This window comes from Brevibacterium aurantiacum (genome assembly GCF_900169065.1).
Classification (GTDB): domain Bacteria; phylum Actinomycetota; class Actinomycetes; order Actinomycetales; family Brevibacteriaceae; genus Brevibacterium; species Brevibacterium aurantiacum.
In genome coordinates this window covers 21,536-38,215 of record NZ_FXZB01000014.1, presented here as the reverse complement: position 1 = coordinate 38,215, position 16,680 = coordinate 21,536, and the positions used below count along the sequence as shown (strand labels likewise).

Here is a 16,680-nt window from a genome sequence, read left to right as displayed (position 1 = left end):
TTGCCGGTGGAGTGATGTGAGTCACCGGCAAAAATGGACTCAAACGCTCAGCAGACCTGGGGTCAGTAGACCTGGGAAGGACATTGATGTCGACTCAAAGCCCACGAATCCGTATCGGTATCGACACCGGCGGCACGTTCACAGATGTGGTGGCTTTCAACGAAGCCACCGGTGAGCTGACCACAACGAAGACTCCCTCGACACCGTCGAATCCCGCTGATGGCTTCATCAACGGCATCGACAAGGTACTCGAGATGTTGGGCACCGATCAGGACTCCGCGACGATCACGGCTTCCGATATCAGCGCGGTCAGCCACGGAACCACCGTCGCTACCAACCAGCTGCTCGAAGGCAAGCTCGATCGTCTCGGCTTCATCACCACCGAGGGGTACGAATTCGTGCTCGAGATCGCCCGTCAGGCCGTTCCTGACGGTTACGGAAACTCCTATTTCTGGGTCAAGCCCGATCGCATCGTGCCCGCCGACCTGGTGAAGACGGTGACCGGCCGCATGGACTTCGAGGGAAACGAAGTGCGCCCCTTCGACGAAGACGAGGCACGCAAAGTCGCTCGCTGGTTCCGGGACCAGGGCGTCGGCACACTGGGCGTCAACTTCCTCCACGCCTACGCGAACCCCGCTCACGAGCAGAGGATGCGCGAAATCCTCCTCGAAGAGCACCCCGACGTGATCGTGTCGCTCAGTTCCGAAGTGCTGCGTGAATACCGCGAATACGAGCGATCCATGACGACCTTGGTTGACGCCGCAGTCAAACCCAAAGTCTCCTCATACGTCAAGAACATCCATGAACGCCTCGATGCCTATACCGGAACCGACAAAGATTCCAAGCTGCCGTTCTACATCATGAAGTCCAACGGCGGCGTCCTCTCCGCCGACGAGGTCGTCAACCAGCCCATCACCACAGTGCTCTCCGGCCCTGCCGCCGGCGCACTGGGTGCCGGACTCATCGCCCGGGAAGCCGGCTTCGACAAGGTCCTGACCTGCGACGGCGGCGGTACCTCGACCGACGTCACCGTTGTCGTCGATGGAGAGCCCGCTCTGACGACCGAAGGCTCGGTAGGTGTCTACCCGTCGAAAATCCCCATGATCGACGTCGTCACCGTCGGCGCGGGCGGCGGCTCGATCGCCTGGACCACGGCTGAAGGGCAGCTCAAGGTCGGTCCTCAGTCGGCAGGAGCCGACCCAGGGCCGATCTGCTACGGCAATGGTGGTGTGGAACCGACCATCACCGATGCCCACGTCTTCCTCGGACGGATCCCGCCCCACCTCCTCGGCGGGGAAATCCCGCTCGACGCGGATGCCGCCGGCCGTGGCATCAGCGAAATCGCCGCAAAGCTTGGCCTGAGCACGGAGAAAGCCGCGACCGGAATCCTCGAGATCTCCGCTTGGAACCAGGCCAACGCGCTGCGCCAGATCTCGGTCCAGCGTGGCCTCGATGTCCGTGACTTCATGCTGACCACTTTCGGCGGCTCCGGCTCGCTGCTGGCCTGCACACTCGTCGACATCCTCGATCTCGCCGGCGTCGTCGTTCCGCTCAACCCGGGTAACGTCTCTGCCTTCGGACTGCTGACTGTCGACGTCAAGAACGACTATGTCCAGACCAACGTCGCTCGAGACGACGGACTGGACATCGCTGAAGTCGCCGGACTCTTCGACCGTCTCCAGGCTCGAGCCACAGAAGCTCTGGTCAATGAAGGCTTTGCACCGGAACGTCACCAGTTCGACCGCTCCGTCGACCTCCGCTACTTCGGGCAGGCCTTCGAGGTCCGCGTGCCGGCTCCTTCGGGGACGATCACCCGAGAATGGGCCGACGAGGTGACACGTGCATTCCACGCCGAGCACAGGCAGCTATACGGCTATGACTTCGCTGATGCGTCGGACCAGCACGTGGAATGGGTCAATGTTCGAGTCTCAGGCATCGGTCCTATCACCCGCCCAGAGCTTCGCCACATCGCATCAGCCGAGGGGGCACCGGATAAATCTGAACGTGCGCAGACCGCTGTGCGGCCGGTGTGCTTCGACGCCGAGGACGGATTCGTCGACACCGCCGTGTACTGGCGCGAAAGCCTCCTGGCAGGAGACACCTTGGAAGGGCCGGCCATCATCGAAGAGTTCGGTTCCACATTCCCACTGCACCCGGGTTTCACCGCCCGCATCGATGCCAGCGGCAACATCATCACCACACGCAGCAACCGCCAGGAGGCAGGCAAATGACGATCACTGACCAGACCGCCGCACCCGACTCCGGGTCGATGCTCAGCCTCACCCCACTGACCGGGCAGGCACTGACCGACTACATCAACGCCGACCCGATCAACCCTGCAGGTCTGCCGACGGCCTACGAACACGGCAACCGCCTGACCTCGAAGCAGGAGGCCTCGACAGTCGACCCGATCATCGTCGAAATCGTCGAAGGCACCCTGGCCAGCGTCGAAATGGAGGTCGAGACCGCGATCGCTCGAACCTCACGCTCACCCATGATCCGCGACGCTCACGACTTCCGCGCGGGAATCCATGACCGGCAGCTGCGCAAACTCACGGGCCGCTCATATTCGGCACTCGTCCATCCCATCGTCCGCGACTTCCCCATCGAAGAGATGCAGGAAGGGGATGTCTTCTTCCACAACGACGTCTACGCCTCCGAGGGCGGTATCGGCCACCTTCCAGATATGTGCGTGACGGTACCGGTCTTCGCCAACGGTGAGGTCGTCTGCTTCGTCCAAGCATTCGGTCATCACGATGACATCGGTGGAGCCTGCCCCGGATCGATGCCATCGGGAGCGACCAGCGTCTTCGAAGAGGGTCTGATGATCCCTCCGATCAAGCTCTGGGACGCAGGGACGCCGAACAAGTCGGCGCTGGCGATCATGACGCGCAACTCCCGTATGCCCGACTCGCTGTCGGCCGACCTGGACGCGGAGTGCTCCGCCTGCCTCATGGGTGCCAGGCGCCTGACCGAGCTGTTCACCCGCTACGGAGTCGACACCGTCGAGGCCGCCTTCGACACGATCCTCGACAATTCCACGGAGATCTACCGCCGCGAGATTCTGTCGAAGATCCCCGACGGCCAGTACGTGTGGGAAGACTACGCCGAACACGACGGAGTCTCCGACCCGATGCTGCACACGCAGCGGATCACCCTGACGAAGACATCGACAGGTGGTCCTGATGACGGCCCACGTCTCATCATCGACTTCACCGGCACCGCGGCTCAAGCCGCAGGCCCGATCAACCACTGCGGTGACTATGTGGGCGGTAACTTCCTCAAGAAGTGGCTGGCACCGATTCTGCGCAACCTCGCCGACAGCCCAGAACGCATGGCCGAACTCGACGTCAACGAGGGGATCGTTCCCCTCATCGAGATGCGGTTCCCGGAGAAAGGGACTCTGCTCACTCCCGAATTCCCCGGCCCCACGAACGCACGCACCTTCGTCATCCTGCGCCTCCTCGGCGTGCTGGCAGGTGTGGTGGCGAAGGCAGTCGACGGGCAGATGCCAGCCGACCAGGAGACCATCCGCTACACGGGCGTCTACGGCAAGGACCGCGACGGCAACGACTACCTCATGCGCGAGGTCCTCGGTGGCGGCTCCGGCGGACGCTACTACTCCGACGGTGAAGACACGATCCACGTGGTCCCCGATTCCCGGAACCTGCCGACGGAGTTCACAGAATCTCGGTTCCCATTCCGCGTCGAACGCCTCGGCCTGTCCGTCGACTCCGGCGGGGCCGGTCGATACCGTGGCGGACTCGGCTATGAGAAACACATCCGAATGCTGCGCGACGGTCACTTCATGTCGATCGCCGACCGGTCGATCCTTGCCTGCTGGGGAGTCAAAGGTGGGAAGGCCGGTAAGCCCTTCCAGGTCACCATCGACCCGGGTGGTGTGAATGAACGCGAAATCGATGCTCTGGCCGATGACGAGCCGATCAGCGCTGGCGAGGTCGTGCGGATCCGCACGACCGGTGGCGGCGGGTGGGGAGACCCGCTGCAGCGTCCCTTCGCCGAGGTTGTCCGGGATGTCCAGTGGGGCAAAGTGAGCATTGCCGGGGCCGAAGAGTCCTATGGCGTCATTGTCACCGAGGGTCCGGACGGTATCGAGAACGCCACCGTCGACGAGGCGGCTTCGGAATCGCTGCGTGCACGTCTGCTCACCGAACGCGGAGTCAACGAGCCGTTCTTCGACCGGGGACCCGGCTATGCCGAGTTGGCCGGTGACGGTGCCAGGGCACCCGAGGTGGACTGGCTGTGAGAGTCCTCGTCGCCCTCGGTGGCAACGCGATGACTTCCGCCGATGGTGACGCGTCGCCGGAGAATCAGCGGCGTGCCATCGGGCGGGCGGCCGTCCATCTCGCCGATCTCATCGAAGCGGGACACGAACTCGTTGTCGCCCATGGGAATGGGCCGCAGGTGGGCAACATCATGCGTAAGAATGAGCTCGCCGTTTCGGAGCTGCCCCCGGTCAGTCTCGACTGGTGCGGGGCGCAGACCCAAGGCACCATCGGCTTCACGATTGTGAGCAGAATCGAGAAGGAGCTCAACTCTCGAGGTATTTCCAAGAGCGTTGTTGCGCTGGTCACCCGTACCGTCGTCGACCCAGACGATCCTGCCTTCACAGATCCGGTCAAACCGATCGGCTCCTATCAGCCGAGGGACTACGCGGCCTCCATGGAAGAACTGGGACAGACGTGGAAGGACTTCGGTGCTCGTGGGTGGCGTCGGGTTGTGGCATCGCCTCGCCCGGTGCGGATCCTCGAAACTCCTACGATCGAGTTCTTGGCGGATTCTGGGTCGGTTGTCATCGCGGCAGGGGGCGGAGGAATCCCCGTCATTGCCGATGGCCAGGGGTTCAACGGAGTCTCCGCGGTCATCGACAAGGACCTCAGCGCGGCGCAGCTGGCGCTGTCGGTGAAAGCCGATCGTCTCATCATCGCCACCGATGTGCCCTGCGCTGTCGCGGGATTTGGCACGCCTGCGGCTCGTGACATTACGAATGTCACGAACACGGAGCTGCGGGCGCTCACAGATACGGGCACCTTCGCCTCAGGCTCGATGGGACCAAAAGTCGATGCTGTTCTCAACTATGTCGACAATGGTGGACCGATGGGCGTCATCGCTGCTCTCGACAATCTTCCCGCGGCAGTATCAGGTAAGTCGGGAACTGTAGTCACACCTGGTGACAGTGTGCTGACCAGGGCTGATCGAGATCCGGCTCGGACGGATCACGCCTAGAATCGATATCCATGGTGAAGGCAATGAAGCGCAAGGTCAGCATGATCGTGTTGGCGGCAGGATGCGGCAGTCGAATGGGCGCGCCCAAGGCACTGCTGCGACTGCCTATGGGAACATCACTGCTCGAACACCATGTGCTGACGATGGCTCAAGCCACACAGACGACTAAGGCTGCAGCGCGGGGATCGGAGGATCCGGTTGAGATCATCGTGGTCCTCGGGGCTTCTGCCGACCGAGCCAGGCCGCTGATTCCAGAGAGCGCCCGAGTGGTCGAGAATCCTGACTTTGCAACAGGCATGGGGTCATCACTGCAGGTGGGCCTGCGGGCGGTCGCCGCCGATACCGAAGCGGCGATCGTCACCCTGGTCGACCTGCCAGACACTCCAGCCGAGGCCTACCGCCGCCTGCTTGAGCACTCCGGTACCGAGGTTTTGGCCCGCTGCACCTGGAACGCAACACCCGGGCACCCAGTGATAATCGGCAGGGAACTGATCCCGCGAGCGATCGCGGCCTGTCACGACGAGACAGGGGCGAAAGACCTGTTCAGGGAGCTGTCGAGCCAGGTACTCGGGATCGAATGCGGGGATCTGCTGCCACTGGGCGTCTCTGGAAACAGTGATGTCGATACTGCGGCTGAAGCGCAAGCCCACGGGCTGATTGTGCCCACGACCGGAATGAGTGATCATGCCTGACTTCACCGGCGCTCTTGATCTGGCGAATGCCCTGGGAGATGCGGGGTACATGGCCGACGAATCCCTCGCCACAGCCAGTTTCCTCGCGGGCGCACTCGATAAGCCCCTCCTGTGTGAAGGTGCGCCCGGCGTGGGCAAGACCAGCCTGGCCAAGGCTCTGGCCGAAGTCCATGGCACCGAACTGATTCGTCTGCAGTGCCACGAGGGACTCGACTCGACCCATGCGCTCTATGACTGGGACTTCGCCAAACAGATTCTCCACGTCCGTACCATCGAAGCAGCGGCGAAAGCATCGGCCGAACGACTCGATGCAACCCGCCTCGACGATGAACTCCACAGCCTGCCATTCCTACTCAGTCGACCTATTCTCCAGGCGATCGAAAGTTCACGGAACGACGGGATCGCTGCTCAACCTCGGCGCCCTGTGCTGCTGATTGATGAGATCGACCGTGCCGGCGACGAATTCGATGCACTCCTGCTCGAAGTCCTCTCGGATTGGTCTGTGACCGTTCCCGAGCTGGGCACCATTCACACGCCGACCCCGCCCTTGGTGATCCTCACCTCCAACCGCACACGTGAACTTCACGACGCGCTCAAACGCCGCTGCGTCTACCACTGGTTCTCACAACCCGATGCCCAGACGGAGGAGAGAATACTTGCCCACCATGTCCCAGACTCCTCCCAAGCACTGCGGGCCGCCGTGGTGCGCGCCGCAAATCGTCTGCGGGCGCAGACCTTGGTCAAACCTCCGGGAACTTCGGAGACCATCGACTGGATCCGGGCCCTCGATGCGCTGGGAATCAGTGAGCTCGACGAGGCGGCCGTGAGGTCGACGATTTCCGCAGTCCTGAAAGACGCCGATGACCTCACCTGTCTGAATCCGAACAGTCTGGTCGACCAGATATGAGCGACCTGCCCACCGAGCTGATGCACTTCGGCTCATGCCTGCGCCGGTATGGACTGCCTGCCGGTGCAGACAGGATTCGGACTCTGACCAGCGCACTTGCCCTCATCGATCCGCTGGACCCAACTCAGGTTCGTGCTGCCTCACGGTCATTGATCTGCACCGAGCAGAAACATATTCCGATCCACGACGCCCTCTTCAACCAGCACTTCGGTCTCACCGGGCGACGACTGGCTCAGACTCCTCACGAGGTGAGCGTTCCGACACCGGAGCTCAGTGACGAGTCGAGTGCCTCTGATGAATGGGGCCAGGTCGACGATCAGACTATGGCACTCCAAGCGGCTGCCAGCCGGATCGAGCTCCTGCGCACCACTGACCTTGGGAACGGCGAACATGCGGCGGAGGCAGTGCGTCTGATCGACGGCCTGTCCTTTCGAACCCCACGTCGCAGTGCGTACACAACGAGGCGGAGCAGTATCGGGAGAATCGATGCGAACCAGATACTGAAGACCCTGATCCGACAAGAAGAACTCTCTAGTCTGCCGCGATCAACCCGCCGGGAACGCGATCGAGACGTCACAATCATCGTCGACGTCTCCGCCTCAATGAAGCAATGGCTGCCCGCACTCATCCGATTCCTGGCTCGGGCCACGCCAAGACTCAAGGCACGAAGCTTCACCGTGGGAACGAGACTGACCCGAGTCGACCAGCACTTCTCTGCACCGTTGGCTGAACGTGAACTGCGGGCGGCGCAGGCGACGATTCCGGATCTTGCAGGCGGCACCCGCCTCGGCGAAGGACTGCTCAGCCTGCTCAACGGGGGACATCGAGAGGCGATCCGCGGATCTGTGCTCGTCCTCATCAGTGATGGCTGGGAACAGGGGGACTGCACCGAACTGCGCACCGCGTGCGCACGGCTGGGCAGGCTGAGCTACCGATTCATCTGGGTGAATCCTCGTGCAGGTCGTGCCGGCTTCACCCCGGAGGTGCGCGGCATGCGGATCGCTGAGGAATTTGCGCAGGTGATGCTTCCCGCGACCACCGTTGATGGGTGGCAGGCAGTGGCCCAGAATATTGCGTCCAGCCTGGGACGGGATACGACGAGGGCGAACCGGGATGCAGCGAGTCGACATCGGGAAACGGCGAACTTCAACGAATACGGAGCGAAAGAGACGATGACCAATGGCTGAGTTGGAACAGACACTGTTGGATTGGCTGCAGTCGGGCCGCCGGTTCTCAGTGGCCGTCGTCGTCGAAACCTGGTCGTCGGCACCTCGTCCGGCCGGGGCGATGATGGCTGTGGCCTCCGACGGTCAGACTGTTGGCAGCCTGTCCGGTGGATGTGTCGAATCTGCCGTCCATGAACTCGCTCTTGAGGTCCTGGCCACAGGTCAGGCCAGGCTGGCGCACTACGGCACCAGCGACGATGAGGCATACGCCGTGGGCCTTGCCTGCGGCGGGCAGATCGAGGCGCTGGTGATTCCCATCGTGGATGAGACGACGACGGTGCCGCTGGCTGGATATCTGCGTGCGCTTGAGGAATCTCGACCGGCTGCGCTCGCCCTGGAGCTGCCGGTGATCCGTGAGACTTCAGCGGGGGACCTCGGCGACACTGATGACCCCACTGGGCGCATATTGTTCATCGAACCCGCAGGAAGTGCAGCTGGTGTGCCCGCGGCTGCTGGCCGACGCAGTGCGACGGGTGGGACTGAAGCGGAGTGGCGCACGAGTGGAACTCTCGGGCACCCGCGACTCGATGAGCATGTCACCACCGATGCTGGGGCGATGATCGCCCAGGGTCGGACGGGAGTGCGCGAATACGACTCAACTGGAAAGCGCCTCGGCGCTGGAACGCGGATCTTTGTCACCACCTCGGTGCCACCCTCCCGTCTCATCATCTTTGGAGCGATCGACTACGCGGCGGCCTTGTCTCAGCTCGGGAAATTCCTCGGCTACCAGGTGACGGTCTGCGATGCGCGTCCGATCTTTGCTACGCCGGAGAGGTTCCCGGATGCCCACGAAGTCATCGTCTCCTGGCCACATCGATACCTGGACGATGAGGTTCGGGCGGGGCGAATCGATAGTTCCACGGTCATCGCAGTGCTCACCCACGATCTGAAGTTCGACGTTCCGGTGCTCCTCGAAGCGGCAAGGTCCAAGGCCGGATACATCGGTGCACTGGGAAGTCGCCGCACCCACACACTGCGCGTCGAGGCCATGGCACAGGCGGGCGCGAGCACAGCAGAGATCGACCGGATCCATGGTCCCATCGGCCTCGATCTCGGGGCGCGTTCACCGGAGGCCACTGCAGTGTCCATCTTCGCCGAGGTGCTGCTTGAGTTCGCCCGGGGGAGCGGTCGTTCACTGCGGAATACAACCGGACCCATTCACTCTTAGACGCCGGACCCAGTGAATACTTGCTGGGTCCGGCTGCCGAAGCCGAGGGAGCTACTGTCCCAGCGACTCGAGTCCATTGGTGAAGCAGTCCATCGGAGGGTTGACCAGTCCGGCGCCTACCTGGCCGACACCGGCTATGCGACCGGCCATGCCCGTATTGATCTGCGGAAGCACGGTCGTCCGCAGCACCTTGACCAGGTCGATTCCGCTGGGCACACCGCGGAATTCCAGGATCGGAATCTGATGGATCGGGTGCTCACCAGCGGTGATCTCGTACATTCTCCGTGTCGTCTCCACAGCGAAGGCCACATCGCCGCCGACGAGGCGCACCACTGCCGGAGCCGCGGCCATGGCCAGTCCTCCGATACCGGCGGTCTCGGTGATTGCAGAGTCTCCGATATCGGGATTGGCGTCTTCTGGACCGTAGTCACCCAGGTACAGTCCCTCAGCGACCTGGGCCGGTCCGGTGAACCATTCGTCGCCGGTGCCTGAGAGTTGGATGCCGAAATCGGTGCCGTTGCGGGCCATGGTCACGACCAGTGAGGAACCGGGAATACCTTTCGCCGCTGCCATGGCCAGTTTGCAGGTCGGCATCACCAAGTTGAGTGCGAAGTAGTCATTGGCGCCCAGGAATCGACATACCTCAGCGAGGTCAGCGGAGGCGAAATCCAGAGCCAGCAGATCCGGCATCAGATCTCGGAGGAACAGCAGCGTCGCAGTGCGGTTGCGGTTATGCCCCTCATCGCCGGATGCCAACATCTGCGAGACGTAGTATTTCGTGTCGATGGGTCCGTGTGCGGCGACCGCCTGTGCGAGCACGGGGCCCAAGATGTCGCGCATCCAACGGAGGCGGTCAAGCACCTCGTCGTTGTTCGCGCCGTACCGCAGCACCTTGCCCAACCCCTCGTTGAGGGAGCAGTAGGCACGGTTGCCGTACACGGGGTCGACGAGTTCGAACATCCACATCGACGGGCTGATCACTCCGGCCATGGGCCCGACAGCATCCTTCGAATGGCATGGTGCCATGCGGAAGCGCCCGTCGGCGAGCCCGGCTTCAGCATCTTCGAGCGTGTCGGTCAGTCCTTCGAAGACCACAGCACCGGCCAACGCTCCCCGCATAGGACCCGAGGCACGTTCAAACTCGAGGGGTGGCCCCGAATGCAGGAACTCGTTGTCGGCAAGGCCCAGGCACTCACGGGCCGGTCGCAAGCCGACGAGCTGGGCGCCGGCATTGAGCATGGCCTCCAATGCTTGGGCGTTGGCTGCCAGGCGACGAGGGTCGCTCATCACGGAGAACAGTCTGTTCGTGTCACCCAAGGGCGGTTGCCACGGTACTTCGACGACAGGAATGGCCTGTGCACGCAGCGCGTCGGCGAAGAGTGACAGACCTACACTGACGACTTTCGGTTCGGCTGAGAGCAGCCCGCGCAGTTTCGTCGCCGAGGCAGAGTTCGTCGCTGACGCAGAGTTCGCTGCAACGTCCGTTTGAGCCGCTGCCTCGTGGGAGGAAGGTCCCGGCCGGGCGGGGAGTCCTTCTGTCCCCGAGTTGTTCAGCCCCGACTGTGCGTCATCTCCGGAAGTGCTGTCGCGCTGTGGCTGGTTGAGCGGGGCGATGAAGGAGACCGCGCGTCGAGTCGCCTGAGCGTTGGAGACGTAGACTTCGGCGCCGGCCTCGACGAGCGAGGCCACCGTGGCAGAGAAGTCCTGCGGATCAGCCTGTGTGCCGATGAGACTGACGATGACGGGCAACTCCCGACCAGCCTGCGTTGCAGTCGAGCGAGCTGCGGAGATGGCTTCGGCGAGACCTTCCGCTGGAGCCGCATGGGCTCCATGACCGAGGACCAGATCGAGGAGGAGAACTCCGGCGCTGCCACCCGCCTCGGCGATGGCCTCAAGGCGCAGGCTGGGGTCGATCATCGGGTGGGCACGTCCCTGAGTCATTCCATCATCACCGAAATCGATGACCGTGTGTGCGGACATAGGCAGTTCGGGACCAGAGATCTTGTCTGCCCCGCCGATGGGGATGTTCGAGGTGATCGGGCCCAGAGTCTCTGCCGCGATGAGCATGGCTTCATCGGCCATGGTGCCACCGCAGAAGAGCCCCACAAGAGGTCCCTGCTTCAGGTCTTCCGTGGTGCCGGTCGTTCCCCACGTCGGCCATGTGGGAACGTCGAAGCCGCAGCTGTCCAGAGCAGCTTCGACGCTTGCTGTCAGATCGGTGCTGTCGGGGCCGAGCACGGCCCAACTGACACCGATGCCCAGATCAGCTGCCAGTACTTCTATTTCTGCGACCACCGCGGCGTCGGCGGGTTTCGACACGACGACGACATGATCGGTGTCTTCATCGCCAGCAAGAGCCCTGAGTGCCTGTTTGGCGCTGAGTCCACCGACATCGTGTGTCAGATCGCGTCCGCCAGTGCCAATCAACTGGGAGATACCCGCCCCTGCAGCATCGAGCAGGGTCGAGACCTGCTGCGCACCAGTGCCCGAAGCGGCGACGATGCCGATCCGGCCCGGCTTTATCTCGTTGGCGAAACCGAGCCCGGCCCCGGCGACGATGGCCGTCCCACAGTCGGGGCCCATGACGATGAGGTCCGCTTCGGTGGCCCTGCGTTTGAGGGCGACCTCTGTGTCGACATCGACGTTGTCGCTGAAGAGCAGCACCGAGTTCCCCGAATCCAGAGCAGCAATGGTTTCGATGCCTGCGTAGTCGCCGGGAACGGAGACCACGACCAGGTTGGAGCCGGTGCGCTCGACCGCTGACTCGACAGTCAGCGGGGGCTGCTCCGCTCCGGTTGCCCCCAGTGAGCGTGTGGCGGTTTCGGCAATGCGGGTAAAGGCCTCGTCGACGGCGGCGAGGCCTGACGTGAGCGCAGCATCGTCGCTGGCGCTGATTGCGATGATCAGGTCATTGGGTGCGGCAGAATCGGGAATGTCGAAACCGGCCTCGCGCATGAGACCGACATTGAGCTCGGTGCCCATGCCGATGAGCGCGGTGTCTACGCCTTCGGTGGCTTTGACCTGCGCAGAAACCTGCATGAGAGCGACGGAGTCGTAGTAGAGGCCTGACCTGATATCAAGAGTCGTCGGCATGGGTGGTTCCTTCCAGTGGTGAAACGAGAGTGAGTTCTTCTGTTGGTGTGAGTACCGCGAGGGCTCCTGTCAGGAGATCGTGTCCGGAGTGATGACCGATCCGGCTGATGTTCGCGAGCACCCAGTTGAGAGAGTCATCTTCGCCGTCACCAAGGCAGGCGATGTCGGTGATGGCATGTTCGATCTCCGGGATGCAGTAGCCCTCGACGGCGGCACGCAGAAGTGAGGCAGACAGGGCCGTGGTTCGCGCTTCGAAGGCGATGTTGGACAGTCTTTGTGTCAACAGGGACTGTTGGCGCGAGCGAGACACCGACTGGGATGTCCGACGCAGCGCCAATGCGATCCCACACAGTGCGTCATCGCCGGAGGGTGTGCTTCCGGGGCCGTAGCCGAGGAGAGCGTGGACGCAAGAGTCCACGTCCTGAACGATCCCGGACTCCAGCGCACGAACGAGATTGAATGACCGAGAAGCCAGATCGTTGCGGCCCGGAATCAGGCGTTCTCGGATCGATTCGACCACATCTCGCGAATATCGTTGAGGACCTAGCAGGTCAAGGGGCTCGACCCGACTGGGACGCCATGTCCGAACGATGACGCAGCACAGGTTCGCGGTTTCGACCCGTTCCACGCTCGGGTGGGCAGCTGCAGTTGAAAGAGTGATGGTTGCCGGCATCTCAGTACGAAGCTCGCCGAGGTGGGCCGCAGTCAGCTGGGGCACCTGAATTCCCGTCGGCAGCTGCAGGGCATCCGGGCCCAACACGGGAAGGATCTGTTGACCCCACGGGTAGGCATCGACACCAATGTAGAAGCCAGTTGGAAAGAGTCCGAGAACCTTTGCGTTCACGGTCACAACGCTTGCGTTCGGGAGGTTTGGTCTTAAGACGGCAGCGCTGTTCGGGTCCAGGAACGGCATCGGGGAAACCGCTGCCGGCAGAGTACGTGACGTGGACCTCATTTCGACAGATTATCGTGACCTGCTATCGTCACTGCATGTCAAATGATGCCAAGAATAGCGTGGATATGCATCAAAACTTGCTAGCCCATGATGGCGACGCCATTTCAGCCTGTCTGTCCGTCCGTGACGTCATGGATCTGCCGAGTATGCGAAACGGCACGGTCGTCGCGGGTGCACAGGGGCTTGATCGCCAAGTTGAACTGACCAATGTGATGGAAGTTCCGGACATCATCCCCTGGGTGAAACCGCGCGAACTGCTCCTGACCACCGCCTATCCGCTGCGCGATCGACCCGAGGAGATTGCCCAGCTCCTGACGACGCTAGACGCCAGCGGGGTCTCCGCCATCTGCATCAAGCTGGGACGATATCTTCCCACGATCCCGGCCTCCGCAATCGCGGAAGCCAATCGGCTCGGCCTGCCCATCATTCACCTCGGCGACGGAGTGGGCTTCGACGAGATTATGCACGAAGTGCTCTCGAACAACCTTGATCGCCGAGCCGAACTCATCCGGAAGACGGAACAGACGATGCGAGAGCTTGTCGACGTCGTCATCAACGACGGTGACCTCGAAGACGTCTGTCAGATGGTGGCGGAACGGATCGGTGTGGCTGCAGCGGTCACCACCTTGGACGGCAGAGTGCGTTGTCTGCGGACTCATTCGATGGTCGCCGAAGCCGAAGCGGGGGTCAGTGAGGATCTGACGAGCTTGGTCTGCTTCGACAAGTCTGGCCGTTTCCGTGTCGAGGACGAACCCGCGGGCCTGGAACGCAGCGGACAGACCCGCGCGGATCGGACTTACGTGTGGGGCAATTGCACCATCGAAGGCGGAGACAAGACTCTGGGCCGCATCGTTGCCTTCGGCGAGGGAAGGCTCACAGCTCCCGAGTTCCGACTCATTGAACAAGCCGCCGCCGCGGCGGCGCTTGTCATCACCCGGGAGAAGGCGATCACTGCGGTCGAGAGCAAGTACCGCACAGACTTCGTCCTTGAGGTGCTCCGAGGCCATATTGCGTCCACAGACCGAGTGCTCTCCCACGCAGATTCGTTGGGCTGGGACCTGGCCCGACCCATCAACGTCGCAGTCGCCGAGGTGGATTCGGAAGCGGACCAGACAGATGCTGAGAACAAGCGGACGATGCAGTCCCTCTTCGCCGACGCCTGGACGAAAGTCGTGTCACAGGACGATCCCGCCGCTGCGGTCGTCGGTTCGGGAGATCAGGTCATCCTGCTGCTCTCGGCAGAGAGCGCGGACAAGATCACGGCACGACTCAGGTCCTTCATTACGGATGTGCGCGGATATGGAGGGGGCGGCAGGAGGCAGTTCTCGGTCGGCATCTCACGGCCAGCAGCAGACGTGTCCGGCCTGGCAGCGGCCTATCAGGAGGCGATGCGCGCACTCGAGGTCGGACGCCAGCTCGAACGTGGTCAGGGCCTCAGCCATTACGACTCCTTAGGCGTTTACCGGTTGCTCCTTCAGGTGACGAAGAAGGAAGAGCTGCGCAGTTTTGCCCGCGAGGTCCTCGGCCCGCTGGCTGGGGACGACAAAGAAGAATACGCAGGACTGCGCACCACTTTGCAGGCTCTGCTCGATCACAATCTCAACGTGGCAGAAACGGCACGGTCGCTGTTCTTCCACTACAACACGCTGAGATATCGGATCACCAAGCTCGAACACATGGTTGGGCCGTTCACCGAGGACCCCAACCTCCGTCTCTCGGTGTCTTTGGCGTTGCAGATCGTCAAGCTTCCTTAGCAAAGACTGCCGACGACGACTGGGTATATTTGGCAGGATCTGACGTGATGTGTACCTCAGCATCCCAATAGAGTCGTGGTGTTAGTCGAGATGTTTCGTGACCGGCGGCTGCAAGAACACACGTGTCGAAATGTCTGCACCGGGCCTTTCTCAACGATGGGGAGAAACACATGTCGATGTTTTCATGGACGTTGCACGGGGACGGCAAGACTGTCGCTCCAGGTGAGTTCGTCAAACCCAGCGAGCGTCTGACCTGGGGCCGAACGATCGGCCTTGGCGCTCAGCACGTGGTAGCCATGTTCGGGGCCACCTTCGTGTTCCCCGTCATCATGGGGCTCAACCCGCAGCTGGCGGTCATGATGTCGGGATTCGGCACCATCATCTTCCTCCTCATCGTCAAGGGCAAGGTGCCCAGCTACGTCGGCACCTCGGCCGCATTCGTCGGAGGTGTCACCGCTGTCACCGCTCAAGGCGGCACCCCCGCCGAGGTGACCGGTGCGATCATGGTCTCGGGCGTCATCCTCGCTCTCGTCGGTGTGTTCATCCACTACATCGGAGCGTCAGCGCTGACTAAGGTCCTCCCACCCGTCGTCACCGGCGGAGTGGTCATGCTCATCGGCTTCAACCTGGCCCCGGTCGTTGCAAATACCTACTGGCCCCAGGACCAGTGGGTTGCGGTCATCGTCATGGTCTTCATTGTCTTCCTCTCCGTCTGGGCGAGAGGGTTCCTTGGTCGAATCGCAGTGTTCCTGGGCCTCATCCTCGGCTACGGAGTCTCTTGGCTCTTCGACAAGATTTTCGGTCAGATCACCTCATTCAGTGCCGCTGCCGGAGAAGTGACCACACACTTCCGCGTGGACTTCTCCGCCATCGAGTCAGCCGCGTGGATCGGATTCCCGCCCATGACGGACACTGCTGCAGGTGTCGTCGGAGTTCACCTTCCAGTCTTCAACGCGGCAGCGATCGTCGTCATGCTGCCCGGCATCATCGCCCTCGTCGCCGAGAATGCCGGACACGTCAAGGCAGTCGAAGAGATGACCGGTGACAAGCTCGACAAATACATGGGCCGCGCGGTCCTCGGTGACGGCGTCGCCACTGTCGTCGCCACCTCGGTCGGAGGCTCACCGACGACAACCTATGCAGAGAACATCGGGGTGATGGCGGCAACGCGTGTCTACTCCACCGCGGCCTACTGGGTTGCTGCACTTGTTGCGATCTGCTTCGGCTTCTCACCGAAGTTCGGTGCACTCATCTCTTCGGTGCCGGGCGGAGTCCTCGGTGGCATCACGGTCGTCCTCTACGGAATGATCGGCATGCTGGGCGCGAAGATCTGGATCGAGAATCGGGTCAACTTCGCCAACCCGCTCAATATCGTCCCGGTCGCAGCGGGACTGATCATCGCCATCGGTGACGTCAGCTTGAAGTTCACTGACGACTTCATCCTCTCCGGAATCGCGCTGGGGACGATATCGATGCTGGTCATGTACCATGTTGCGCGTTGGCTGGCGCCGAAAGAACTGCTGGATGATCCGGCCGATGGCGCTGGACTCAACATCGGAGGCGAAGGGCAGAGAGCCCGGGTCACCGCAGACCTCGAACAGGATCGCAAGCTCCGCAGAACGAAAGATGAGTGACATA

11 protein-coding genes are annotated in these 16,680 nt (G+C 62.3%); 9 read left to right on the top strand and 2 right to left on the bottom strand.

Going from position 1 to position 16,680, the window contains the following annotated elements; translation table 11 throughout:
• Window positions 1–86: 86 nt before the first annotated feature.
• From BAUR9175_RS10910 to BAUR9175_RS10880, 7 genes are read left to right on the top strand one after another with little or no spacing between them, the layout of a single operon-like run.
• The gene (locus tag BAUR9175_RS10910) at window positions 87–2,231 is read left to right on the top strand and encodes a hydantoinase/oxoprolinase family protein (protein ID WP_096178259.1); all 2,145 of its coding nucleotides are present in this window, start codon (window positions 87–89) and stop codon (window positions 2,229–2,231) included.
• Window positions 2,228–4,267 (top strand): hydantoinase B/oxoprolinase family protein, encoded by a 2,040-nt coding sequence (locus BAUR9175_RS10905; protein ID WP_240518487.1) that lies wholly within the window; start codon window positions 2,228–2,230, stop codon window positions 4,265–4,267. The genes BAUR9175_RS10910 and BAUR9175_RS10905 overlap by 4 nt, the downstream gene beginning before the upstream one ends.
• Window positions 4,264–5,247 (top strand): carbamate kinase, encoded by a 984-nt coding sequence (locus BAUR9175_RS10900; RefSeq protein ID WP_101583723.1) that lies wholly within the window; start codon window positions 4,264–4,266, stop codon window positions 5,245–5,247. The genes BAUR9175_RS10905 and BAUR9175_RS10900 overlap by 4 nt, the downstream gene beginning before the upstream one ends.
• An 11-nt stretch (window positions 5,248–5,258) precedes the next feature.
• A complete protein-coding gene (locus tag BAUR9175_RS10895) occupies window positions 5,259–5,939 on the top strand; it encodes a nucleotidyltransferase family protein (RefSeq protein ID WP_101583721.1) in 681 nt (226 codons plus the stop codon).
• Entirely contained in the window at window positions 5,932–6,846 is a 915-nt protein-coding gene (locus BAUR9175_RS10890) for an AAA family ATPase (RefSeq protein ID WP_101583719.1), read from the top strand. The genes BAUR9175_RS10895 and BAUR9175_RS10890 overlap by 8 nt, the downstream gene beginning before the upstream one ends.
• Entirely contained in the window at window positions 6,843–8,033 is a 1,191-nt protein-coding gene (locus BAUR9175_RS10885; RefSeq protein ID WP_096178268.1) for a VWA domain-containing protein, read from the top strand. The genes BAUR9175_RS10890 and BAUR9175_RS10885 overlap by 4 nt, the downstream gene beginning before the upstream one ends.
• Window positions 8,026–9,240 (top strand): XdhC family protein, encoded by a 1,215-nt coding sequence (locus BAUR9175_RS10880; protein WP_096162709.1) that lies wholly within the window; start codon window positions 8,026–8,028, stop codon window positions 9,238–9,240. The genes BAUR9175_RS10885 and BAUR9175_RS10880 overlap by 8 nt, the downstream gene beginning before the upstream one ends.
• Before the next feature lie 51 nt (window positions 9,241–9,291).
• On the opposite strand, the gene BAUR9175_RS10875 is transcribed toward BAUR9175_RS10880, so the two are convergent.
• Window positions 9,292–12,333, bottom strand: a complete 3,042-nt coding sequence (locus BAUR9175_RS10875; RefSeq protein WP_096178271.1) for a bifunctional FdrA/YlbE family protein — start codon at window positions 12,331–12,333, stop codon at window positions 9,292–9,294.
• Complete coding sequence (locus BAUR9175_RS10870) at window positions 12,317–13,177, bottom strand: oxamate carbamoyltransferase subunit AllH family protein (RefSeq protein WP_164514420.1); 861 nt, start codon at window positions 13,175–13,177, stop codon at window positions 12,317–12,319. The genes BAUR9175_RS10875 and BAUR9175_RS10870 overlap by 17 nt, the downstream gene beginning before the upstream one ends.
• Before the next feature lie 146 nt (window positions 13,178–13,323).
• Between BAUR9175_RS10870 and BAUR9175_RS10865 the strand changes: the two genes are divergently transcribed.
• Both BAUR9175_RS10865 and BAUR9175_RS10860 read left to right on the top strand, forming a co-directional pair.
• Complete coding sequence (locus BAUR9175_RS10865) at window positions 13,324–15,042, top strand: PucR family transcriptional regulator (RefSeq protein ID WP_101583717.1); 1,719 nt, start codon at window positions 13,324–13,326, stop codon at window positions 15,040–15,042.
• Between the two features lie 170 nt (window positions 15,043–15,212).
• Entirely contained in the window at window positions 15,213–16,676 is a 1,464-nt protein-coding gene (locus BAUR9175_RS10860; RefSeq protein ID WP_205677149.1) for a uracil-xanthine permease family protein, read from the top strand.
• Window positions 16,677–16,680 lie beyond the last annotated feature (4 nt).